At 36.1% G+C, this 21,367-nt stretch carries 21 protein-coding genes and 3 pseudogenes; 14 read left to right on the top strand and 10 right to left on the bottom strand.

Annotated features, from left to right (window positions below):
• Positions 1-238: 238 nt before the first annotated feature.
• A complete protein-coding gene (locus FTT73_RS14495) occupies positions 239-460 on the bottom strand; it encodes a helix-turn-helix transcriptional regulator (protein ID WP_004658364.1) in 222 nt (73 codons plus the stop codon).
• A gap of 194 nt (positions 461-654) precedes the next feature.
• Here FTT73_RS14495 and FTT73_RS14490 point away from each other — a divergent pair, with 194 nt between their 5' ends.
• Positions 655-906 (top strand): hypothetical protein, encoded by a 252-nt coding sequence (locus tag FTT73_RS14490; protein ID WP_004658363.1) that lies wholly within the window; start codon positions 655-657, stop codon positions 904-906.
• Between the two features lie 252 nt (positions 907-1,158).
• On the opposite strand, the pseudogene FTT73_RS14485 reads toward FTT73_RS14490, so the two are convergent.
• Positions 1,159-1,302 (bottom strand): annotated as a pseudogene (locus FTT73_RS14485) (antitoxin HicB); the annotation flags it as partial.
• Between FTT73_RS14485 and FTT73_RS14480 the strand changes: the two are divergent.
• Positions 1,302-1,526: pseudogene (locus FTT73_RS14480) on the top strand (efflux RND transporter permease subunit); the annotation flags it as partial. The pseudogenes FTT73_RS14485 and FTT73_RS14480 overlap by 1 nt on opposite strands.
• An 84-nt stretch (positions 1,527-1,610) precedes the next feature.
• On the opposite strand, the gene FTT73_RS14475 reads toward FTT73_RS14480, so the two are convergent.
• Together FTT73_RS14475 and FTT73_RS14470 are read right to left on the bottom strand one after the other, a co-directional pair.
• Complete coding sequence (locus FTT73_RS14475; protein ID WP_127800877.1) at positions 1,611-2,498, bottom strand: cation diffusion facilitator family transporter; 888 nt, start codon at positions 2,496-2,498, stop codon at positions 1,611-1,613.
• Entirely contained in the window at positions 2,485-3,216 is a 732-nt protein-coding gene (locus FTT73_RS14470) for a transglutaminase family protein (protein WP_005245162.1), read from the bottom strand. The genes FTT73_RS14475 and FTT73_RS14470 overlap by 14 nt, the downstream gene beginning before the upstream one ends.
• 79 nt (positions 3,217-3,295) lie before the next feature.
• Here FTT73_RS14470 and FTT73_RS14465 point away from each other — a divergent pair, with 79 nt between their 5' ends.
• Positions 3,296-3,709, top strand: coding sequence for a Cd(II)/Pb(II)-responsive transcriptional regulator (locus tag FTT73_RS14465; protein WP_180186806.1), 414 nt, complete (start codon positions 3,296-3,298; stop codon positions 3,707-3,709).
• Between the two features lie 41 nt (positions 3,710-3,750).
• Here FTT73_RS14465 and FTT73_RS14460 read toward each other — a convergent pair whose 3' ends face one another.
• Positions 3,751-4,950 carry an integrase arm-type DNA-binding domain-containing protein gene (locus FTT73_RS14460; RefSeq protein WP_005245164.1) on the bottom strand — a complete coding sequence of 400 codons (1,200 nt, stop codon included), beginning with the start codon at positions 4,948-4,950 and terminating at the stop codon, positions 3,751-3,753.
• A 393-nt stretch (positions 4,951-5,343) separates the two neighbouring features.
• Complete coding sequence (locus FTT73_RS14455; protein WP_001986287.1) at positions 5,344-6,057, bottom strand: phosphoribosyltransferase; 714 nt, start codon at positions 6,055-6,057, stop codon at positions 5,344-5,346.
• 857 nt (positions 6,058-6,914) lie between these two features.
• Here FTT73_RS14455 and FTT73_RS14450 point away from each other — a divergent pair.
• The 6 genes from FTT73_RS14450 to FTT73_RS14425 all read left to right on the top strand — a co-directional run bounded on the left by FTT73_RS14450 (position 6,915) and on the right by FTT73_RS14425 (position 11,903).
• The gene (locus FTT73_RS14450) at positions 6,915-7,625 is read left to right on the top strand and encodes a hypothetical protein (RefSeq protein WP_001052588.1); all 711 of its coding nucleotides are present in this window, start codon (positions 6,915-6,917) and stop codon (positions 7,623-7,625) included.
• 12 nt (positions 7,626-7,637) lie between these two features.
• A complete protein-coding gene (locus FTT73_RS14445) occupies positions 7,638-8,744 on the top strand; it encodes an ImmA/IrrE family metallo-endopeptidase (RefSeq protein WP_000482094.1) in 1,107 nt (368 codons plus the stop codon).
• 246 nt (positions 8,745-8,990) lie between these two features.
• Positions 8,991-9,632, top strand: a complete 642-nt coding sequence (locus FTT73_RS14440; protein ID WP_002046584.1) for an SOS response-associated peptidase — start codon at positions 8,991-8,993, stop codon at positions 9,630-9,632.
• Between the two features lie 111 nt (positions 9,633-9,743).
• A complete protein-coding gene (locus FTT73_RS14435; protein WP_000038641.1) occupies positions 9,744-10,370 on the top strand; it encodes a LexA family transcriptional regulator in 627 nt (208 codons plus the stop codon).
• A 14-nt stretch (positions 10,371-10,384) separates the two neighbouring features.
• Positions 10,385-11,680 (top strand): Y-family DNA polymerase, encoded by a 1,296-nt coding sequence (locus tag FTT73_RS14430; protein WP_001190354.1) that lies wholly within the window; start codon positions 10,385-10,387, stop codon positions 11,678-11,680.
• Between the two features lie 4 nt (positions 11,681-11,684).
• The gene (locus tag FTT73_RS14425) at positions 11,685-11,903 is read left to right on the top strand and encodes a hypothetical protein (protein WP_000550047.1); all 219 of its coding nucleotides are present in this window, start codon (positions 11,685-11,687) and stop codon (positions 11,901-11,903) included.
• Between the two features lie 144 nt (positions 11,904-12,047).
• Here FTT73_RS14425 and FTT73_RS16620 read toward each other — a convergent pair whose 3' ends face one another.
• Genes FTT73_RS16620 through FTT73_RS14410 form a run of 4 tightly spaced genes read right to left on the bottom strand, consistent with a single transcriptional unit; the run spans position 12,048 to position 18,196 of the window.
• Entirely contained in the window at positions 12,048-12,155 is a 108-nt protein-coding gene (locus FTT73_RS16620; RefSeq protein WP_372551473.1) for a hypothetical protein, read from the bottom strand.
• Between the two features lie 60 nt (positions 12,156-12,215).
• Positions 12,216-15,416 (bottom strand): site-specific integrase, encoded by a 3,201-nt coding sequence (locus tag FTT73_RS14420; protein WP_127800785.1) that lies wholly within the window; start codon positions 15,414-15,416, stop codon positions 12,216-12,218.
• A 4-nt stretch (positions 15,417-15,420) separates the two neighbouring features.
• Positions 15,421-17,760, bottom strand: coding sequence for a hypothetical protein (locus FTT73_RS14415; RefSeq protein ID WP_127800787.1), 2,340 nt, complete (start codon positions 17,758-17,760; stop codon positions 15,421-15,423).
• Entirely contained in the window at positions 17,747-18,196 is a 450-nt protein-coding gene (locus tag FTT73_RS14410) for a hypothetical protein (protein ID WP_002046161.1), read from the bottom strand. Before FTT73_RS14410 ends, FTT73_RS14415 begins: the two co-directional genes overlap by 14 nt.
• 317 nt (positions 18,197-18,513) lie before the next feature.
• On the opposite strand from FTT73_RS14410, the gene FTT73_RS14405 reads away from it, so the two are divergent.
• The 5 genes and pseudogenes from FTT73_RS14405 to FTT73_RS14385 form a co-directional block, all read left to right on the top strand.
• A complete protein-coding gene (locus FTT73_RS14405) occupies positions 18,514-18,681 on the top strand; it encodes a YhfG family protein (protein ID WP_000946583.1) in 168 nt (55 codons plus the stop codon).
• Between the two features lie 12 nt (positions 18,682-18,693).
• The gene (locus FTT73_RS14400) at positions 18,694-19,290 is read left to right on the top strand and encodes a putative adenosine monophosphate-protein transferase Fic (RefSeq protein WP_179990952.1); all 597 of its coding nucleotides are present in this window, start codon (positions 18,694-18,696) and stop codon (positions 19,288-19,290) included.
• Between the two features lie 349 nt (positions 19,291-19,639).
• On the top strand, positions 19,640-19,897 hold the full coding sequence (locus FTT73_RS14395) for a hypothetical protein (RefSeq protein WP_004726728.1): 258 nt from the start codon (positions 19,640-19,642) through the stop codon (positions 19,895-19,897).
• Between the two features lie 920 nt (positions 19,898-20,817).
• Positions 20,818-21,123 carry a helix-turn-helix domain-containing protein gene (locus FTT73_RS14390; RefSeq protein ID WP_000366814.1) on the top strand — a complete coding sequence of 102 codons (306 nt, stop codon included), beginning with the start codon at positions 20,818-20,820 and terminating at the stop codon, positions 21,121-21,123.
• Positions 21,123-21,242 (top strand): annotated as a pseudogene (locus tag FTT73_RS14385) (serine/threonine protein kinase); the annotation flags it as partial. The gene FTT73_RS14390 and the pseudogene FTT73_RS14385, both read left to right, overlap by 1 nt.
• Between the last annotated feature and the right edge of the window lie 125 nt (positions 21,243-21,367).

Raw genomic sequence — 21,367 nt, 5'->3', positions numbered from 1 at the left:
CTAGACAAAATGACACCAAATGAGTTTTACTATGATCAGCTACCCCAACAAAACAAGGTGGCTTAACTAGAGCGGAATATCACTTATAAATACGCTTTTAGTTGTTCAAACAAGTGGAACCACCTCTGTTTGTAATGATATTTTATAAAATTCAATATTAGATCTGCAGAGAAAAACTTATCAAACTAAGTATTGGCTAGTCTTTTTCTTCGAAAAACTTATCAAACGAAGTATTAAGTTAATCTTTTTCTTCAACTTCTTCCTTAAACTCAAACAAATCATTCATCGTACAGTTAAAGTACTTACACAACTTATCGGCGACTGGTAATTCAATACGTACAGCACGGTCATAATACATACTTGTGAGCGTGTTGCGATTGATACCTGTTGCATGCACCACTTCACTTAATTTTAAAATTTTTCTATCGCCCATGAGGCTAGATAACTTACAAGTAATCATATTTAAATTAATTTACAAAAAATAACTTGCTGTGGGTTATTTGAAGTTGTTGACTGAGTAATACTTTGCTAAAATTAACCTACAGCAGGTTATTACAACTTATAGAAAGTATATTTTATCCATTTCAACTAAATTATAACTTTTTAAATATAAGGATTGAACCTGCATTAGATTATTTTGTGGAGATGACCGCCGTGTTACCAAATGAGTTATTGATCAGCCAGCAAGCTCGTGACTTAGGAAATCAATTAATTAAAGAAATGAACATCAATAGAAGTTATGGAATGGCTAATTTTCTTGGAGTAAATACTTGCTATGATAATCATCAGGCTGTACTTATTTGGACATTTCAACTGCTTGAAAGGGAACCTGCCTTAAATGAATTAGCAGAAATTAAAAAATATTTTCTTTTAATCTTTCCAGATAGTGTTTATCAATTAGCCTAAGTTGTTTTTAAAATTAATTTATTAAATAAAAAGCACTAAATCAAAGAAAGCTTTATTTAAAAATACCTATTAATTCAAAAACATACCATTTACTGAATATATGAAGCATAGGTTCCTGCTCTATCACTCACTCGTACTAAAATTACATCGCTCTTTTTACTGATACTAAACAATTTATGTCCACGCCACGTTCTGCGGCTTCGAGGGCTAGTTTTTGTTGAACCACTGAGAACAAGGACAACAAACTGCCTACTATATTTTCCCGGAGAGTGGTGTAGGAACTTTTTCATTATTGCTAATCATATCAGCGACAACATCAGCAACGAGCTCCTCTATTCCTGAGAATGCTTTAGACTGATCCGCATCAAGCCAAGACAATGATGGAAACTCAGCACATCATTCGTTTAAGACCTATTTTAATGACGGCACTGGTCGCAAGTTTAGGTTTTATTCCAATGGCGTTAAACACTGGAATTGGTGCAGAAGTACAACGACCACTAGCAACAGTTGTTATCGGCGGTATTGTATCTTCTACAATTTTAACTTTGTTTGTATTGCCTATTTTATATCAATGGGCGCATGGCTCTGAGAGTAGCAAACAGCAATCCGACGAAATTTAAAATCAAAAAAAGCAGCTTAATTACTAGGTTATGCCTAATTAAGCTGCTTTTAATATTTTATGCCCAACATTTTATTGATAAAGCTTACTGCGCTTCATCCCGACAATTTTCATTTAAAAACTCAAACTCTATCGTTGTATGCGATAAATGATAGGAAGATAATTTAGCTGCAACTTCTTGTTTAAGCCTAATTAATTCTTTAACGTCAAAGTTGTCACTCAGCTCAAGGTGCGCTGTTAAAACGTGACTTTCACCATCTAGTGACCAAAAGTGCATGTGGTGGATACCATTAACTTCAGGAAATTCCATTAGTGATAGTTTAATACGCTTTTGAGTCTCTTTATCGGGTGCAGCTTGAAGAAATAAAACGAGTGTTGATTTCAGGTTTTTGAAAACATTAAACAAGATGAACAGCGTGAACCCTATTGATAAAAGGGGATCTAATATCGGCAGTTCAGCGAACAACAGTACGATAGAGACTATAAGAACGGCAACCCATCCAAGTACATCTTCAAGAAGGTGCCATGTCAGTACTTTCTCATTTAATGTTTCACCCGCTTTTAATTTTAATACAGCATATCCGTTAACGGCAACGCCGAGTATCGCTAGCCCTAACATCCCCTCGACTACAGGCATTTCAGGATTGGACAGCTTTGGAATTGCTTCAAATAAAATCCAAATTGAGCCAATGATTAAAACAATACTGTTTATCAATGCGCCAAAGAGAGTAAGTCTACGATAACCATAACTAAACTTATCTGATGCTTCTTTATCTGAAAAACGACTTAAAATCCACGCAAAACCTATTGAAAGACTATCACCAAGATCGTGAACTGCATCTGCCATTATCGCCGTACTGTTAGTGAGCCAACCACCTATAAATTCGATAATAGTGAATGTCACATTAAGGAAAAATGCCCAACCAATACGGTCATCTTTACCATGTTGATGACTATGATTATGGTTGTGCATTTTGTACCTCTAGTACTTTTCTATTTCTTAGTTTTGATACATTCATATTAATCAAGTGACGTATCAAGCGTTGATATATCCAGCGTTTGAACCCCGACAAGTTAGTCCCTTTTTCGAGATAGAACTCATCAGGGGAATCATAAAGCCCAAAGTCATCATGAATACCTTCTTTTTGAATATAGGTATTTTCTCCACGCCAATCTGTATCTGGTGATGAAAAGCACTTTGTTGCAACACCATAACCACAAAAATCATCTTTTACTTGGTCAAATTTCTCCTGTAGAGAGCTTAAGTATTGCTCATCCAATATAAAGCCCTCTAAGTTTATCCAACGCCCTTCAAAGTAAACTTCTACCCAACTATGAATGATGTATTTAGGTGCTAACCAAAATACATAGCTTGGGATAGCACCTTTTTGTAGTTGCTGGTCTATGGTAAACCCATGAAATCGGCATTGAATGCCTAGTCCACGCAATAGTGCCATTAACAGATTACCCTTAGTATTACATTGTCCATAACCATCTGCTAGCACATCGCTTGCTGCAATATCATCGCTTTCATTATAACCAAAGAAAATCTCATCTTTTACAAACTGATAAGCGGCACCAATTTTGTTGAAGTTATCCAAGTTTTTCCACCTACGTTGATCGATCAAGGATTGGATATCTTTGTGTTCAAAATTAACGATATTCGTATTGTTTAAATATTTCTCAGTCATTTTTTATATATCCTTTTCGTTGCATACTTATACTATAGACTCTATAGTAACTATAGAGTCAAATGTCTGGGGGAAATTGATGAAAATAGGCGAATCGTCAAAAAAATCGGGCTGTTCAATACAAACGATTAGATATTATGAAAGAGAAGGATTACTGTTAAATCCAAATCGTTCAGAAGGTAATTTCAGGCTGTATGATAGCAAAGCACTTAAACAATTGGAATTCGTAAAGCATTGTCGCAGCCTAGATATATCACTCAATGATATTAAACGTCTTATCGAATTAAAAAATAAGCCAGAAGAAAGCTGCTCTAGCGTTAATGCATTAATTGATCAGCAACTTGCACTAGTGAATAAACGCATGAAAGAATTAAGGGCGCTTAAAGCTGAATTACAACAAATGGCTAGTGCTTGTGGTTCGAACAACCCAACATACTCATTATATTCTGCTGACCATGTAACACGGCAAGTATATTGTTTACTATCCATTTGAAACCCCATAATGTTTTAAGTCTATGTATAAAAGTACGATTTTCACTTAGCAGTACTTAAATAATCACCCCACCACTGCATCATTTCAGTCCGCTGGGCTAAATAGTCAGCGTGATTATAGCTGGCACGGGTACGGTTCTTATCAATATGTGAAAGTTGTGCCTCAATCCAGTTATCCTGGAACAAACCTGAGTCATTCAAAATGGTACTAAAAGTGGAACGTAGTCCATGAGAGGATAATTGATGTTTTCCATAGCCCATCTTACGTATAGCCATATTTAATGTATTAAAATGAATCGGTTGATTATGTTTCCGTGGGCTAGCAAAAATGTACTTTTCACCGTATGACCATTGCATGACGTCTTTTAAAATATCTAAAGCCTGATCTGAAAGTGGAACTAAGAAGTCGGGAATCTCATGGCCTAATATGACTTTTCGTCGAAACTGTTTAATATGCAAGGCAGGTATTTTCCAGACTTTTTCATTTAAATCAAAATGATGAGGCTCAGCCAATAACAATTCAGCCCCTCGCACGCCAGTATGTAATTTGAACAGCAGTGCTTTTTTAATAATCGGATGGGCATCCAATTTTTGTAATTTATACTTAAAATCAGATATATCCTCCGCTTTCAAATACGGATAATTTTTCTTGATTTTACTGTTAATGGCGATTTTATTTAAACCATGCGCGATGTTGAATTCACAATAACCCATCGCTACAGCGTAGTCATAAATTTGGTTCAAATAACTACAAGCTTTCTTGACAGGTTCTTTTACTTGGCGTCCCTCTATTTTTTTGATTACTGAAACCAGGTCATAACGCTTGATGTTTTGAAAAGGTAGATCCTGAAGGTCTGGATAAATATCTTGCTGTAAGCATCTTTCTGCTAACTGTAGTACACCACAGCGGGGTAGATCGTTGAAGGCATTTTTCAGTTTGAACTGTAACCACTCCTCCCCGACCTTACCAAAGGTGATGACATTAGAGGCAGTATCTTGTTCAAAACAGAAATCATTGTCTTTAAAGTCATCTCTGACTTGTCGTGCCTTTTTCAGCGATAAATCAGGATAACGACCTAACTGAATGCGTCGACGTTTTTTAGTTTGTGGATCTGTATAGCGATAGCACCAAGATTTTCTTCCACTCGGCTCAATCTTCAGGCTAAGCCCATCTTCATCGGATAAAAAACTGGTTTTTTCCTTACAATGAGCTTGGCGAACTTTAATTTCAGTAAGACTCATGGAATTTAAATGAAACCTAACAATGGGTTGATTGGATCAATTATATCAAAATAGAACGCTTTATGTATGATGCGTACACTACGCATCATATATATTTGTAATATATTGTTTTATATATTTAATATTTTAAGTATTTGTATTTTAGTAACCATTATAAGTACCACCTCTTCTTTAAGTTCCCAACAACTCACTTTTTCTGTCATCAATGTTAAATAAGTCTTGTGCTTTAAATTCTTAGATGACCTCCTCTACCCTTTATTATCATTTTTATAAAAGTAACTATATGTACTCATTAAAATTTGTAGAGCTCAAAAACAAAAAAGACCGCTATATAGCAGTCTTTTAACTTAATTAAATAATAATTAATTCATTTTCATCATAAGTGCATAAGCATCACGTTTGTTTTGACGCAATGATTCTATCTCGGACTTCGTCAGCTGTTTTACGAGAGTTGAGGATATACTTTGCTTCCCACTCTGTGAGCCTTTCGAAATCGTACCCGTAAATCGATTTCCACCATGCTTCAAGATTACCATATACATCCCTCAATTGCTGAAGAGTTTCTTTACTTAGAGCTAATTGTGATGAGTATTGTTTACCCGTCAGTGCATATGCTCCAATAACTTTATTCGTCCCAGTTGTTTCAATATGACCTTTTAATGCTGCAAAAGTACCACCTTGGGTCTGGGTATCATCAACAATAATAACACATTTATCATTGTTTATTGTCCCATCAAATGCTGGTGGGTTGGCTAATCTATGCCACCCATCACCGCCAGTTCTTGATACTTTTATAGCTTGAACTATATTCGTATCAACTTCAAGCCCAAGTTTCTTTGCTATAACTGCTGAAGTAGCTAAAGGAATCATATTACGACCGACTGCTTCCTCAGCATGTACAGGTACTATAATAGTTTCCCGACCATCGATAATTCTTTCTAGTTCAGCAATCGCCTCATCCGAAACTAAATCTTTAGCTAAAATATACGCACTTTCAACATCCCCTGCTTTAGCAGCTTCATACATGTAATGAGAGGTTGCATCTCCAAGACCACGGTCAATAACCGTTTTAGGAAACATATTCCAATCTGTGCGATATAACTTCATATTTTTAAATAAGTTTTAATGATGGCTAGCATTAAATTTTACACTAAATTTACCGCTAGCATCTCTTGGATATTATTTTTCGTATCAGGCAGCACTCTCAAAAGCCGTTTGTTTGGACAGTCCCCATGATCATACACGAGGCAGCTTCAAATACTTATGGGCCCATCCTATCCAGTTGTATCTTCTTGCATCACATGAATATTGTATACTCATTTTGACTACTTGAAAATTATGGAACAACGTCAATAAAAACAATAACTCTAGAGTCTTTAGTCGACATTCCTAAAAAGGTAAATTCAACATTTCTTTCCATATCATTTCTTTGTGTCTCTGGATGAACAAAAGAAACATAGCTTATTTCAAAGAATCGGGCTAGGGTTTTTATGCCAATGATTTTGTTCTCTTCATTAGCAATTAAAACATCTAATTCCAGATCAAACTCTTCTAATTATTTAATTAAATCTTTAACTTTCATTTTACTATCAACCTCTATGAATTATTTAAAAAATTAGCACAATGAAACTTGTGAAAAAAATGGATTTGAACAAAATTTTTTAGCAAAAAAAGCATAGCAACCAGAAAAATCTTTCCAGCAATCAACAAAAATATCCCCGTGTGCTTCCAGTTTACAACATTTTGACTACCACACTGCCCACAGTAGTAATAATAGCCTTTGATACGGCCACCGCATTCAGGACAATTTTTATGATTAATGAATAAGTTACTCAACGTCTCTTCTCCAAAATTCTTATTATCAAGTTGTAAGTGAAGATAGCACACATTTATAAAAATGTCTTTTTTAAAACATCAAAAGATGTTATAAAAAAGACATTCGCTACTTTAGGATAACTTTTAAGATGAATTTAAATCTCCTTGATGAAGAATCAATCCAACCTTCTGAACCCACGCCATGTGATTTTTTCAAAGGTGAAAATGCTATCAAAAAAGCTAAACAGTTAGGATTACCTGATCTCGAGTTAGTCAGAAACGCAATTATGATCGGTGATGCTGACTATAGAACAAATACTCACTATAACCGTGCACGCTTTATTGCACGATGGGGAAAAATTGGAGAACAGATTGCTTTACTGCTTCGACAATCTGATCCTGCTTGGATATTCCACAATGACAGCCAGCCAAGAATTGAGAATACAGTAAAGAAAATACAAATTATCTTTATGAGCGGGAATATTGCATTGGGGTTAGCTGATCAAGTTGTATCAGCACACTGTGAAAAAGGATTAATGACATTAAATAATATTAAGGAGAATCAGTCTGCTTATGATGATGAGACAAAATTGAGAACATGGATTTTATACTTTCCTTCAGCATCACATCCAGCCTATAAAGACATTGATATCCCAAATATTCCTTTTGAATTTGCATACCCAACTAGCTTCGTACAGGACTTAAAAGCGAAAAAAATTTCAATTTTACCAAGTGACCATACTTGCAGAATTGCATTTGAAATAGATAATACAGTTCCTGTAAAAACTGATCCTAAGCCAGTATTGGAACCATCTAATGAAATTAAACCAGATGATTTTGATATTCAGCTTGTAGTTTAATCTGAGGTTAATGTGTTTAATAAAGATCGTTTACGTATTGCTAAAGAATTACGAGGACTTAGCAATACCGATTTCGCAGAAAAATTGAGTTGCTCTATCTCTAAGGTAAAGCAACTTTTAGACGTGGATAAAGAAATCAATGAAAATGATCAAGATGATATATGCCGTGTATTAAATTTACCCAAGTCATTCTTTGCAGGTAATGACACACAACCACATGAAACAGACCAAATCTTCTATAGATCGGTTGCTCGTATTAAAGCACAGCATAGAAAAGCTAATGAGGCATATACTCTTTTAGCAATAAATATTAACAAGTACTTAAATCAGAAAGTAAAGTTACCTACTTTTCACCGTCCTGATTTAGATATTACTGAGTTTTTGGGTGAATCTAAGTATGCCGATCACCTAGCGTCAGAGTTGAGAGGTTTATGGGCTTTAGGTAATCAACCTATTAATAACATTGTTTCGTTGTGTGAGCTAAAGGGAATCCGTGTCTTTAGATTACCGACTGAAATTCGAGAAATTGATGCACTATCTTTTTTTGATGATGAAAGTGGTAGCCCTTTCATATTTCTAAATACATTTAAGTCTGCCGAAAGAGCCCGCTTCGATTGTGCACACGAACTTGGTCATATCGTTATGCATACGCATAACAAAAAAATTCGTGTCGAGAAAGATAATCGTGTTCTCGAAACTGAAGCGGATCAATTTTCATCTGAATTTTTAATGCCAACAGATGCATTTCTTTCTACTGCTCCACGCTATTTTTCACTAGAAAATATGATTGAGTATAAAAAGATTTGGCGAACATCCCTGAAGGCTATTAACTATAAAGCTCACAAGCTGGGATTAGTTAGTGATTGGGTTAATCGTAGTAACTCTATAAAGATCAATTCGTTGGGCTACAACATTAATGAACCTGAAGAAACTCATCGAGATGAGAGTTTGATGTTGCCCAAAATTATCTCTGTTTTAGCCTCACAACCATCTTTTGATAAAAATAAAATGCTTGATGAAATTGGAATCTCTGAAGAAGATTTTAATCAATTAACATTTGATGCTTTAGCTAAAGTTGAGCCCCCGAAGAAAAAACATAAGTTATATATTGTCGAGTAATACAAACCTTCCTTAAAAATAATGCGCCTTACGGCGCACTATTTATGCAAAATCCTGATTAATTTTTTTATGACTTCACGCCCAACGTAGTTTTGCATCCCATAAGTCATACTTTAACTGAAAATGTAACTTGCCCCATCATGACTTTTTTCATATAACCTACTTGAACTGACACCATAAATCCCATGTGTTCCATAAAGCATCGTATACAATTTCAGATAAATTCTTTAGTTATGTGATCAGGCTATGTGCTCAAATTACCTATTTCCAAATAAAAGAAATTTGACACTCTTAGGTGTCGATACAAGCCAGTTTGATCTTGAGCTTAAGGATCATGTATTCCCTTCCTATCATGCTCCAATCATTCTGAACGGCTCAGATCACTTAGAGCTTGATATTGCAAAGTTTGGATTACTACCGAGCTGGGCGAAAGAATTGAAGTTCAGCAGTCATACTTATAACGCCAGAACTGAGTCTGTAGCAGATAAGCCTAGCTTTCGACATGCTTGGAAGTACAGCAAGTTCTGCCTAGTCCCAGTACAAGAATTTTATGAGCCGAAATACATCAATGGCAAGCCACACTGGTACACCATCAAGCGTAAAGATGATCAGCCTTTTACTGTTGCAGGGATCTATGATGATGCAGTGATTAATGGCAATAAGGTACGTTCCTTTTCAATGTTGACCATCAATTCGGACCATCACCCTTTTATGAAACAATTCCATGCACCGAAGGATGAGAAGCGATCCATCATCGTTATTCCAGAACAGTACAGAAAAGACTGGCTAACAGCCGATCATGAACATGCGCATGAATATTTCTTTCAAATGCCCGATGAATTCGTCACATTTCCACGCGATGAGCAGAAACAAAACGTCTTATTCTGACGCATCCTTGTTTATCCACAACTTTTTAAATTTGAATTTTAAACGCTGTTAGTAATATCCTATTTAAACAAATTCTACTTCCAAACACGCCTCGTAGCGTAGGAGTATCTCATGTCTAAGAAGTTGCCTATTTACTTCTCTGACGACGCATGGTCATCTTTACAAGAGCTCATGGGTCCAGAGGGTAAACCAAGTCCTACCATCAACACCGTGCTTGAACAAATCGCTGTTCAAAATGAGCTTGTTGAAAAATTAGGGCTTACTGCTGTCCTACCCAAATCCAAAGTATCTATTCCCGTCTCTTTAGAGCGTATTCCTGCAGGTCCGGCCTTCAGCACCAAGGATGAGCAAGACAAAGCACTCGATCTGAATGAGTTCCTGATTCACAACCCTATTTCTACTTTTATTGCCTATGTAGACAGTGAATCCATGCTCGATGCTGGCCTAGAGATTAATGATCCAATCATTATTGATCGCAGTATTGAAGCCAAGCATTACGATATCGTGGTTGCCCTGATTGATGACAATGCCTCGACCATTAAGCGGCTGATGATCACCAATAAGATGTCCAAGTCTGAAATCAAAGAAATATTTGGAGATGAAGATTATCCGCTTCCAGAACTTTGGTTGAAGGCTGAAAATTCGAATTACAATCACATCATTCCTGATGATAGTCAGACCATATCAATCTGGGGTGTGGTGACTTTTAATTTAAAGCGTATTTATCACCGCTCATAAAAAGAAGAATAACCATGCAAAGTGAAAATGAAATATTCGCGTTAGTCGACGTGAATAATTGCTACGTCTCGTGTGAGCGTGTGTTTAATCCTGCCTTGAATGATCGCCCAACCATTGTGCTCAGCAACAATGACGGCTGTGCCGTGGCCAGAAGCCAGGAAGCGAAAGACTTAGGCATCAAGATGGGTGTTCCTGTATTCCAAATTAAAGAGCTGATCAAACAACATAACATTCAGGTGCTATCCAGTAATTTCTCCTTATATGGCGAAATGTCCAAGCGCTTTATGGAGCTGCTTGGGGACTATGTTGCACCAGGAGATCAAGAGGTCTATTCCATTGATGAATGCTTTCTGAAGCTCACAGCTTACGAGCATCTATTTGACCTGACTGTATATGCTCAAGACATGAGGGCTAAGGCTTGGCGTTGGTTAGGCCTACCCTGCTGTATTGGAATTGGTCGCTCTAAAACCGAAGCCAAGATTGCCAATCATCTCGCCAAGAAAAACAAGTTCTTCAATGGGGTCTGTAATCTGGCCCATATGGACCCATGCTCTACAGAAACGCTACTCGCGCAGGTTGATGTGTCTGAGGTTTGGGGCGTAGGCAGACAGAACTGTAAGAAGCTCAATACTATGGGTGTTCAATCTGTGCTGGATCTGATCAATGCCAATCCTAAAGAAATCAAAAAGCAGTTTAGTATCGTGATGGAAAAGACGGTGCTTGAGCTACAGGGCCTTTCTTGTATTGACCTTAGTGATGATACTGTAGCGAAGAAGCAAATCATCAGCAGCCGTTCATATGGCAACCCAGTGTATGAAATGGATGACATTAAAGCTTCGGTTCGGCTTTATGTGGCCAGAGCCGTGAAACGAATGCGGGAAGATGGCTCAATCTGCAAGATGATCGGCGTGTATATCCAAACCAGTCGCTTTGATAATACAGAGCGCTACTCGCCTTACATCGTCGTTCAAATGCATGAGCATACGGATGATCTACTGCTCATCACCAAGGCCGCGATGAAAGGCATCGATCAGATATTTAAGAAAGGCTTTAAGTATAAAAAGGCGGGAATCGTGCTGCTCGAAATTACAGATCAATCCAAGTTTGTGCCCGATCTATTCACGGACTATTCACATAAGCAAGAGCGAGAAAGGCTTTCAGATGCCATCGAAGCCATCAGTGAACGGTTTGGGAAGAATCTCGTCACGCTAGGCATTGCCAACAATAAAGAAGCCACATGGCACATGAATCAAAACCTTAGATCACCTTCGTATTTAACCAAATGGTCTGACTTACCAAGAGTAGGATAAAAACATGCACTTATTTAAATTAACTGACGAACAACTCGCACAAATTCTTATCCCGAAACGATTTGTACCACCTACTCCACCTGAACATGAAGGCAAGAATATGGTCTATGTATTTGATAGTGAGGATAAGTTTGAACTGACTTATGATGAGCTGGTGGAAATCATTAGCAAAGCTAGAATGGCTGGTCCGAAGTTGATACCTGTCTTAGGCACCGTGAATTAAATTGTGCAGTGTTCGCACGCCACTTGAAACATAACTTGATTGGAAATGAATTTGGGCTGAGAAAAATTCAGTTCAAATTTAACCTGACGGGCACACTAAAAAATGGGTAATTGTCAGATCGAGTTTGGACTACAACACTTTAGCTCATCGATTTACCATACCGCTAATCTTCACACCATTTTCGTAAATCCAGCGATCAAACTGTGATACTACATTCCGCTTATTAATCCAAGTCAGCATGGTGCTTTTCATAAAGGCAGTTTACTTATAAACAGGGAAATTTCTAAACAATTCCCCTTTAACATGCTTAGGCTATTTGATCCAGAGTTCATCTTTTTGCATCATTTTTAACATTAAATTAAATATAACCAGCGGAGTAACATTTTTTTTGTTAGAGCCGACAACTCTTTGAAAACTAAATTTAACGGTTCGCTCAGGAGCATCCAAATTAACTGGGTAGTTTTGTTTTTCTAAATACAGATGATCTCCTAACATTGGCTCTATACCAGTAATAAAATTAACAATTTGTTGCTCATCACCTTTCATTCGGCATTGAAAATGTAGAAAATTCTTACGCAGTTTTCCAAATAATAATAATATTTTAAGCGCCTTAACCATGTTCTTTTCTTTCAGTGCATCTTGCTGCCTATCATCTTTATAATGAAAATCAAGGAGAGGAATTATTTCATCTGGACGAGTCAGTTTTTTAGCCTTTTCGTAAAGTTCATCAAACCAACTCTCTTCTAAATTCTTACTATAAACATAATTCGTTTTTAAATTAAATTTTTGGCGATCCATCCATTTAGTGCTCATCCATTGACATCGTTGCATCCATTCTTGAGCTTGGGTATCTTCGCTTAAACGACCTTCTCTAAAACTTATCAAACGTTGAAAAGGTGTCAGAGTACTCTTCTCTATACTAAACTTCTTTTCTTGTCGGCCAGCCATCGTAACTGGCTGTGTTTGCTGATAAGAATTAAACCATTTCTGCTGCTGAGTATAACGATTTAGGTTTATGTAGTCTGTACTTGACTTCACTGGACTAAAACACTGTTCTAATACTTTTTTTGAAATGATACACGGCGAATTATAAATTCGATCGACTGCTAATAAATCCAAAACATGAAGGTAATTTGAAGCCGTTTGCTCAATACTGCTATGCCCCATCCAAGAGGCGAGCACCTGCCATTTATGTTGAATAATCTCTTCTTGAGCACGTGCTTTCATACCAAACAATAAATCCCTCATCTTTTTTGCTTTTACCCAAGGACAATCTGTGTAGGTCTTGATCATTTCTTTTGAACCGAGCAAAGTTATTGCTAGATAGTTAGCAGCACTGTGGCGTAATGTATGAAAACTAAAGCCATGATGCATACCTAATATTTGACTAAACAAATCTACTGTAATTTTGCTGATACATTGATCAGTTAATACACGATGATTCACACTAAAAAGTAGATCATCCTGCTGATTAACCAAATATTGCTCATAACGATGTTGTATGTAACGTTGTACTACTAAAAACTCATGTTCTGACAATGCAATTTTCAATGGTATTTGACGATTCGCACTTCGCGTTTTCAGACGGCGATATGAATTGTCTTGGATATGAAGCGTGATATTATTAAAAACTGTATTTTCTTTTTCTTTATAAAGTAGCTCTGGGCAAATAATATCTTGTATTTTAAGACAACGAACTTCATTTAATCGAAGTCCAGTTCTATAACTTAGTAAATACATCAGCTTTAAACAACTCAGATGATCGACCCACTCTGATGCCGTTGGCTCTTGACTTAAATTTTCTAGTTTTTCCAATAATTTGCCAAATAGCAAAGGACTCACTAGCCGTGCATTGCAAATTTGTAAATGCTTAAAACTTGAATTCTGTAACACCAATACCCCTGGAGCATCATAATTCTCTATACAGAATTGATGAAAATCTTTTAGGCGACCAAAACGGTATTCTGCGCTTTGGTGCATCTTACGAGAGGTTTTTCCTTTCACCGAATCTCGTTGAACTGCTTTTTCATCACGTTCACTGCTGTATTTCAATAGCTGCCGATATAAATCCTCATAGTCATCTATGGATTGTTGCTTTAAATCTAATTTATTGAGCCAAATCTCAAATATAAATTCTTTGCCAAACGATCCTAAGTAGCTTTCAATAGTTGATAATTGAAGCCCTCGTTTTTTTAAATGCATTAACCAGTGAATTAAGCGTAGTTGAGCATCAATTAAAGACTTTTCCTCCGTATTAGCATCAACTATCTTCTCCTCTAACACCCTTCTAGTTTCTTGCCAAAAACGTAGCGTGCGTTCTTCTTTATTCCTCTTTTTATCTAAACGCTCAACTTTTTGACCTTTACGTTTCTTTTGACCAAACAACATCAACTCATACGGAATCGTTTGTAATTTGCTTTGAACAGTCGGAACTTCAGGAAGTAACTGCTCTTGTTCAAAATGAATAGGGCGATTATCTGGTTCTGTGACTTGATTGTAATCATTATTCCACAGCAATCTAAATTCGGATGGCCTTAAAGCAACAGTATTAATCTCTTGCTGAAGCACATTACTCAAAAATATATCTATGCTGAGGTTTGGATTAAATTCGAGTACCATTTGCACATCATTAAATGCACGAAATCCACGGCGTTTAATTTGATATTGCAGATCCCCAAGACTTTTTTTCCTGCCTATCTTACTCAAGCTTTCTAAAATACAATCTTCAACTGAATGTTGCAGACAAAATTCTTTCTGAGCAGCTTTCAACTTTTTTAAATATTGCAAAATGAACTGCGCATATGGGTTAAAAAAAACATGTTTCCATTGGTACAACTTTCCCTGTTCTACATCGTTGCCATATTGAGAGTTTTCAACACGATAATGTAGTAACAATGGATTAGTGATTTTTTTGTAGTCCGAATGGTATAACCGAAAACAATTCAGATCTGTACCAAGCTCAATGGCCTCCTGCAATTGCTTCTGAATAGCAATCAAATGCTGTTCATCTGCACAGCCTGAAATATATATAAAACTTAAGCATAAATTTCCCCATAAGTACTTTGGTTCATTCCAATATTCAAATGAATCTTGCCAATACTGCCTTAATTCCTTAAGTACATGGATATGTAGATGCCCCTGTTCTAACCGTGACTCTGTACTCTCAATTTTTCTAGGCAGTACGATCCGTTTAGTATGTGGATTTAGCTTAATTCTGTATGATTTTTTATCTACATTCTGGTTGAATTGCTTCCTTCTTTTATTAAATTCATCTTCAGTAAATTGCATCAGTTTTGATTGTTCGTCTCGGCTCAACTTTTGACTCAAACAATCAACACTATCTTTAATGTCATGCCATTTTTCAGCGATCTGCTGATCAAGTTTTTGCTGCATTTCTTTCGTCAATACTTCAGGTGGAGAAGGCTGTCTATCTAGCGACTTTTTCACCATTTTATGAATATCAACAAATAGATCATCTAGTTGTGGTTTTATTAGTTCTTTGATTTTTTGCATACAACTATTTTCGCTCTAAGTGTTTAATCGATAAAGATTTGACATTATCTTGCAATTGCTGGCGGGCTTGCTGTACATAGACATTCGGGATAAGTGAAGAATGCGGATGAAAAGCCTCTCGGTCACGTTGGTCATGACCATACAGGGCCTGAATTAAGTGAAAAGCTAATGCTGGTTTACCCTCTTGCTGCTCATGCATCAAAAAGTTCATGTCAAAATGACGTAACCAATTCGAATACATATTCTTTGGAAAGACTCCTTGCATATATGAATTCACCCATTTTCTCGATAAAGGGATTAACTTAATTTTCCTGCTCTGCCATTCTTTGACAGTTATCGGCAAGATATCTTTACTAAAAATGACCTTACCAAAAAGATCATTTACAGTTATCTTCTTCTTTGCAAAGACTTGTCTAAAAAATGAACCGTACGCTTCAATAATTTGTTCTAAAAAGGCAGTGTAATTTTGCAGTGTTTTTATGAAAAAATCAGATAAAGGGATAAAACGACCATCTTTTCTTGCTTTACTATTTTTTTTATCATTCACATATAAAAGCTTGAGCTCAACACAATAATCATCCAAATTCCCCAACAGGTTTTTTTTAGGCCGACTTGCCAAACTCAACAAACTGATATGCCACATCCAACACGCATATGCATTAAGTTGATTAATAATGTGCTTATCTTCTTGGATGTTTTCGTGACAATGTCTATGTAAAATATGGAATTGCTCTTTCACAAAATTGGGTTCAAGTGCCAGTTGGCTCCCTATCCTTCCTATAGATAATGCAGATTGCACTTTGAATTGTTGTTGCAATATTTTTAGTTCAGCCGTGTCTTCAGTAAAATGTGTGGAATGTGGTGTAAGTGCTTTTTCTAAAAAGGCTAGATATGTGCTACTGAGTTGAGTTTTCGGTAGCCCGCCATAATAGATACCAGGCATGTGATGCTGACTATCCCGCCCAGCAATTACATGAGCAAGATATTCATTATATGTTTCATAATATATATGAAAATATAATTGAGCCTGCAGTTTTTCTACAGTGATCGAACCTACAAACCGATTATCAAGCCAATTCTTAAGTTTCGTATTAATGTGTGTTGATGAAATTAGTGGATTCGATGCTTGTTCTATATAGTCAAACCAAGCAGAAGGTAAATGTAGTTGATGTGTCATCACTTCATTCCACCGCACATGATTTAAGCTCTTAATCTTCTGCTCTGTAATTTTAAGATTTAATTTGAGTAAATATTCGCGACGTCTACTTGAACCATTCTGGATCAAAATTCCATCTTGAATAAGCTCGTTAAAATCCATCAGTGCGACGGGTGATAATCCCGTCAAAAGTGACAATAAACATGCTGCAGCGATTGCAGCATCCCTCCAGTGCCCGGATAACTCGGTTCTCAACACATAAACAATTTGCTTCAGTATATCTGGCGCCAAATAATGTGGATTTGTAACAAAAGGAGCATGACGGCGCTGGCGATGCCGCATTAGATGCGTCGCATTATCGCTGAGTATATAATTTAAATTTTTAGACTTTTCATCTTCTGAATAAAACTCCATTTCAGGATCTAATAGATCAACTTCACCCTCTTCATCTTTGTGAAGAGCGGCATCATAAATACTAATCTTTGCGTTATGTCCAATATCTACTTGCTTACCCGTTTTAATTTCACGAAATTTTTTGAGTTCATTTTTCGTCGGCCATTGCAAAACTTTGCTTTTTTTTGACTTACGCTGACGATGAACTACACGACGATCATCTAGTCTTTTAAAAATTATTAATAGAGCCGATAAATACTCTATGACTTGTACTTGTTCGAAATCTTTAATATTAAAAAGTTGATTACGATCCTCTTTTTTCAAATTACGTTCGTACGTGACATAACAATTTAGCAGCTTACTACATTCATGAAATAATTCAGCATGATTAGAATCCAGCACATATCGTGAGACATAGCGTAATAGGTCACAAACATGTTTTTGCTTATTCTCAGCTTTATCAATTTTTGCAAATTCTTGATACTGCCGATATGTTAAAAAACTCGCTTGTAGAATCAAATAACGTTGCGATGACAGCTCTTGTGTATTACTAGAATCTGGACATGCAAAAAAACTCACAGCAGCTAAAAAAGAATACTTACCGATCTGTCTGGAGCCTGATATATAGCTATAAATTTGTTGTGCTAATTTGTATAGAGCGTAGACATCTTTATACAAATCATCTGATAGATCGACAAATTGTGTATTTACAATATCATCACGTAATAGACAATAATCTTGTTGATATTTTTCTGCTAAATCTAAGAATTGCTCTTGTGTTTCAATGTTTGGCATATTCATTTTCGCTTAATATTTTTATCACGTTGCATTGTTTAAATTCATTGTGATCAGAACGATTTGGTAAAAGTTGATCCTTTATTGAATTCTTTGTTAGCTTAAAAAATCTTGCAAAAAATTTAGCATCCAGTTCTTTCTGAGCTTTTCTTTCAAAGCACAAGTGTTGTTGTGATTTTTCGATAAAATCATCAAGATTATGTATCAACTGTAAGATTGCAACATAATTAGAATGCACACGTAAGCCTGGCTCCGTTTGCATCAATAGCAAGATTTTTTGCCAAATTTTCACATAGATTATTTTGAACTTTGCTTGTACTACTACTTTCTGACTCTGTTTAATCTTTTTGATTTTCAGTAGTTCTGAGTTAATTTTTACTATCTCAAGTTGAACATTTTTTCGGTCAAAGCAAAAGGGCATGATAAATTGCCCCATAAAAATTTCTATATTTTTTACCAAATAGTCAAATCTTAACATTTTTATCGATTTAAAAAATGAGCATATCTTTGTATATGAAACTTCATTTAATTTATCAACTAAATTTTCTCAAAATTACAATTCTCAACAAATACATACGGTTTGCTTATCTATGACGGTCTAAATTTTAAGAATTCTTCCACTTTTTTTTAGTTTTCTGTTATTACATGAAACAATACCGTTGTATTACATTTTAGAAATGCTGTGTATGCAGCATTGATCAAAAAGATTCTCTGCTATACTTACTTCACGTGTAGCATCAATGGAGTTTCGAAATGCTCAGAACCACTGAACAGAAAAGAAAATATATTCAAGCGACACGTTCGCAAAACTATCAAGCCAGCCTAAAGCTTGAAGGCATTACAACGACAGCTCAAACAACTCAACAAAGTAAAGCTGAAATCTTGCAAAAATATAAGAAGTATTCGCAACCCGAATCTTAGTCAGGTGCATGTATGGATAAATATGGGGAAATGGGTGACAGCCTGTATTGTTACCCTGGCACAAATATCCTAAAGAACAAACTCAATATTCGTGATGAACAAATTTTAGAACAAGCTGAACTAGAACTGTCTGGATTGGCAAGTAACTTAATTGAATATGCTGAACCACCTTACGACTTACAATACTTAAAATCAATTCATGCGCAGCTCTTTGGCGACTTATACGACTGGGCAGGAAAGTTAAGACAAATCGATATTTCCAAAGGTGACACCCGTTTTTGTAATTTTTCCCGTATTGAAATTGAAACCAATAAACTACTCAAACCGCTTCAAGAAAAAAAATACTTTCAAGGCTTAGCACCACAACAACTGATTCCTCAACTTGCCGACTTGTATTGTGAGCTTAATGTCATACACCCATTCCGTGAAGGTAATGGACGTACACAACGGATTTTCTTTGAGCATCTGATTGCTCATTGTGGTTATGGTATTGATTGGTCTCGCATTGACTCTCAACAACAATGGATTCAAGCCAATATTGAAGGTTTTTATGGTAATTTAAATCCATTAATTAAGATTTTTGAAATATGCTTTATTCAAAATACCTAAAATTTAAGTAGTCGAAGCCCACAATCCTTAATGAGCCATCATCTTTGCTTCAATCCACTGATTAATTTCCCAAATAAACCAACAATCACGATTCTTAGAAATCTTAATACTCTTCGGGTAATTTAGGATCGTAATATTCAGATTACTTATCCAGAATTGAATAGATCGTTAACTTAGATAGACTTTTAAGCAATGTAACTTGCCGCATGTTTATCAACATATGTCTCAAAAAAGTCTGCCCATACATAGATTTATGGTGTTTAGTGCTTAAATTTCAGATTAATCTTCGTCTGATGACCTGAATGGATGTTACAGATTACATGCAGGTGAATTACTCTGTGGCTGTATCATGGCTTTTGTGCAATCCAATCCATTTGATCCGAATGTTCTCTTTTGCAATAAAGCAGCCTCTTCTGCTTTTCCTGAACCAACGAACTATGTCATTGATTTGATTCAACCGACAACAGTGATGCTGAATCAAATCTCCAAAGAAGGGATTAAATGCAAGAAATGTGGTAAGAAAAAGATAGGGGATGGAAGTTATTATCCGTCTAATTGGAACCAGCCCATGAGTCGAGATCAGTTGAGTAAGAATCATTTTAAATGAATAAGAGAAGGATGGCTTACCTCACTTCTCCGAATAACAATGCTATGCTTTTCAACCAAGGTTATAAATTGGCAACTACATTTCATTCTTCTTCATGCTGGTCCTATAGCCTGTAGACAATTACTACATCATTTGCATTCAATGCTCAATACAGCCTGTCAGCAGAACCGCAGCGATACTTTTTTTCGTGCATACATGTAGTGTTTAAATCCATTCATTTTTCAATGATCCTCTGCCGTTTATCACATTTATGGTCGATCTTTAACCTTGTGAAAAATGCACATACCGATCCCTTCAAACTGTCAAATTTATGTATGCATGACATTTAAAGAAAATTATCTGATCAATTTTTTTAGGTAAAATTCATCAAGAAAAAAGTTATTATTATTCATAACATCACCAATAACCACATAAAAACAATAATTTAATAAATTATTCTTCCAATTTTTTTATATTTAGTGTTATTACCTCTAAATCCATGTTTACCACCTTCTATTACATAAGTAATTTAGAAGTATCCACGATATAAATTGCTTGCCCTCACACCTCTCCCCTCTCACGCCCAAAAAATTTATACTGAAAGGCAGATTAAGCCCGTTCGAGTTACATATAGCCGCATGCTATATTGAAAGCATTAAGAAAATATCCTCAATATTTATAGGATTTTTAAAGTATGAACTAATTTTCGAAGAACCCTTTCTAAGTAATGTGACCTATTAGGAAAAATGAAAATACTGAAATCTCCGTATCAACAATCAGTCAAAGTACATCCTGATGATTTTCTGTAACCGATACCCAAGGACTATACCTACCCTTCTGATGTGCTGTGCAACAAAGCCCTCCTTAGCCACACTATAGCTATAGATTAATTCCATTATTTTGTGATTTAATTAAATTATTCATTCTTAAGACCCAATTTAATGGATTTATATTTCACTAAACCAGAAGAAGTTGTGACTCTTTTAGGTGAGCGTTTACGTAAGCAACGACTCTTTCTGGAGATGTCTCAAGCTGAGGTAGCAGCACGCGCTGGTGTCGGCGTGAATACAGTTTCGAATCTTGAAGCGGGACGAAATGTATCTGTTGAAAATTTAGTCCGTATTGCAATGGTCTTGGGTCGATTAAACGAACTTCAGGAACTATTTAAACCTCAGCTTAACAGTGTGAATGACATTCTTCGCTATGAGAGTCAAAGTAAGCGCCACCGTATTAAGAGGAAGGGATAATGCTCAATAGACTTAATGTTTATTACAACGGTTGGGGCGAATCATGGTTATGGGGAACGCTGATTAGTTCAACAGCCACGACAGGTAGACCCACCATTGCTTTTGAATATAGTCCAGATGAACCGTACCGGGTTTGTCGGAGAGTCAATATTCTGAGAGACTATCCCGATGACAAAATTAAAATATACCCCTGAAATCAGAGAAAGAGCGGTTCAATTATTGATTGAATCTGAAAAAGATTATC

It is taken from the genome of Acinetobacter sp. YH01006 (assembly GCF_013420445.1).
Classification (GTDB): Bacteria; Pseudomonadota; Gammaproteobacteria; order Pseudomonadales; family Moraxellaceae; genus Acinetobacter; species Acinetobacter pseudolwoffii.
Note: the sequence above shows the minus strand (reverse complement) of the source record. Positions and strands in the feature narration are given on the sequence as shown.

Coding starts and splice junctions, on each gene's coding strand:
- FTT73_RS14495 (WP_004658364.1), bottom strand. CDS start 460: ATGATTACTTGTAAGTTATCTAGCCTCATGGGCGATAGAAAAATTTTA.
- FTT73_RS14475 (WP_127800877.1), bottom strand. CDS start 2,498: ATGCACAACCATAATCATAGTCATCAACATGGTAAAGATGACCGTATT.
- FTT73_RS14470 (WP_005245162.1), bottom strand. CDS start 3,216: ATGACTGAGAAATATTTAAACAATACGAATATCGTTAATTTTGAACAC.
- FTT73_RS14465 (WP_180186806.1), top strand. CDS start 3,296: ATGAAAATAGGCGAATCGTCAAAAAAATCGGGCTGTTCAATACAAACG.
- FTT73_RS14460 (WP_005245164.1), bottom strand. CDS start 4,950: ATGAGTCTTACTGAAATTAAAGTTCGCCAAGCTCATTGTAAGGAAAAA.
- FTT73_RS14455 (WP_001986287.1), bottom strand. CDS start 6,057: ATGAAGTTATATCGCACAGATTGGAATATGTTTCCTAAAACGGTTATT.
- FTT73_RS14450 (WP_001052588.1), top strand. CDS start 6,915: ATGAATTTAAATCTCCTTGATGAAGAATCAATCCAACCTTCTGAACCC.
- FTT73_RS14440 (WP_002046584.1), top strand. CDS start 8,991: ATGTGCTCAAATTACCTATTTCCAAATAAAAGAAATTTGACACTCTTA.
- FTT73_RS14435 (WP_000038641.1), top strand. CDS start 9,744: ATGTCTAAGAAGTTGCCTATTTACTTCTCTGACGACGCATGGTCATCT.
- FTT73_RS14430 (WP_001190354.1), top strand. CDS start 10,385: ATGCAAAGTGAAAATGAAATATTCGCGTTAGTCGACGTGAATAATTGC.
- FTT73_RS14425 (WP_000550047.1), top strand. CDS start 11,685: ATGCACTTATTTAAATTAACTGACGAACAACTCGCACAAATTCTTATC.
- FTT73_RS16620 (WP_372551473.1), bottom strand. CDS start 12,155: ATGAAAAGCACCATGCTGACTTGGATTAATAAGCGGAATGTAGTATCA.
- FTT73_RS14420 (WP_127800785.1), bottom strand. CDS start 15,416: ATGCAAAAAATCAAAGAACTAATAAAACCACAACTAGATGATCTATTT.
- FTT73_RS14415 (WP_127800787.1), bottom strand. CDS start 17,760: ATGCCAAACATTGAAACACAAGAGCAATTCTTAGATTTAGCAGAAAAA.
- FTT73_RS14410 (WP_002046161.1), bottom strand. CDS start 18,196: ATGGGGCAATTTATCATGCCCTTTTGCTTTGACCGAAAAAATGTTCAA.
- FTT73_RS14405 (WP_000946583.1), top strand. CDS start 18,514: ATGCTCAGAACCACTGAACAGAAAAGAAAATATATTCAAGCGACACGT.
- FTT73_RS14400 (WP_179990952.1), top strand. CDS start 18,694: ATGGATAAATATGGGGAAATGGGTGACAGCCTGTATTGTTACCCTGGC.
- FTT73_RS14395 (WP_004726728.1), top strand. CDS start 19,640: ATGGCTTTTGTGCAATCCAATCCATTTGATCCGAATGTTCTCTTTTGC.
- FTT73_RS14390 (WP_000366814.1), top strand. CDS start 20,818: ATGGATTTATATTTCACTAAACCAGAAGAAGTTGTGACTCTTTTAGGT.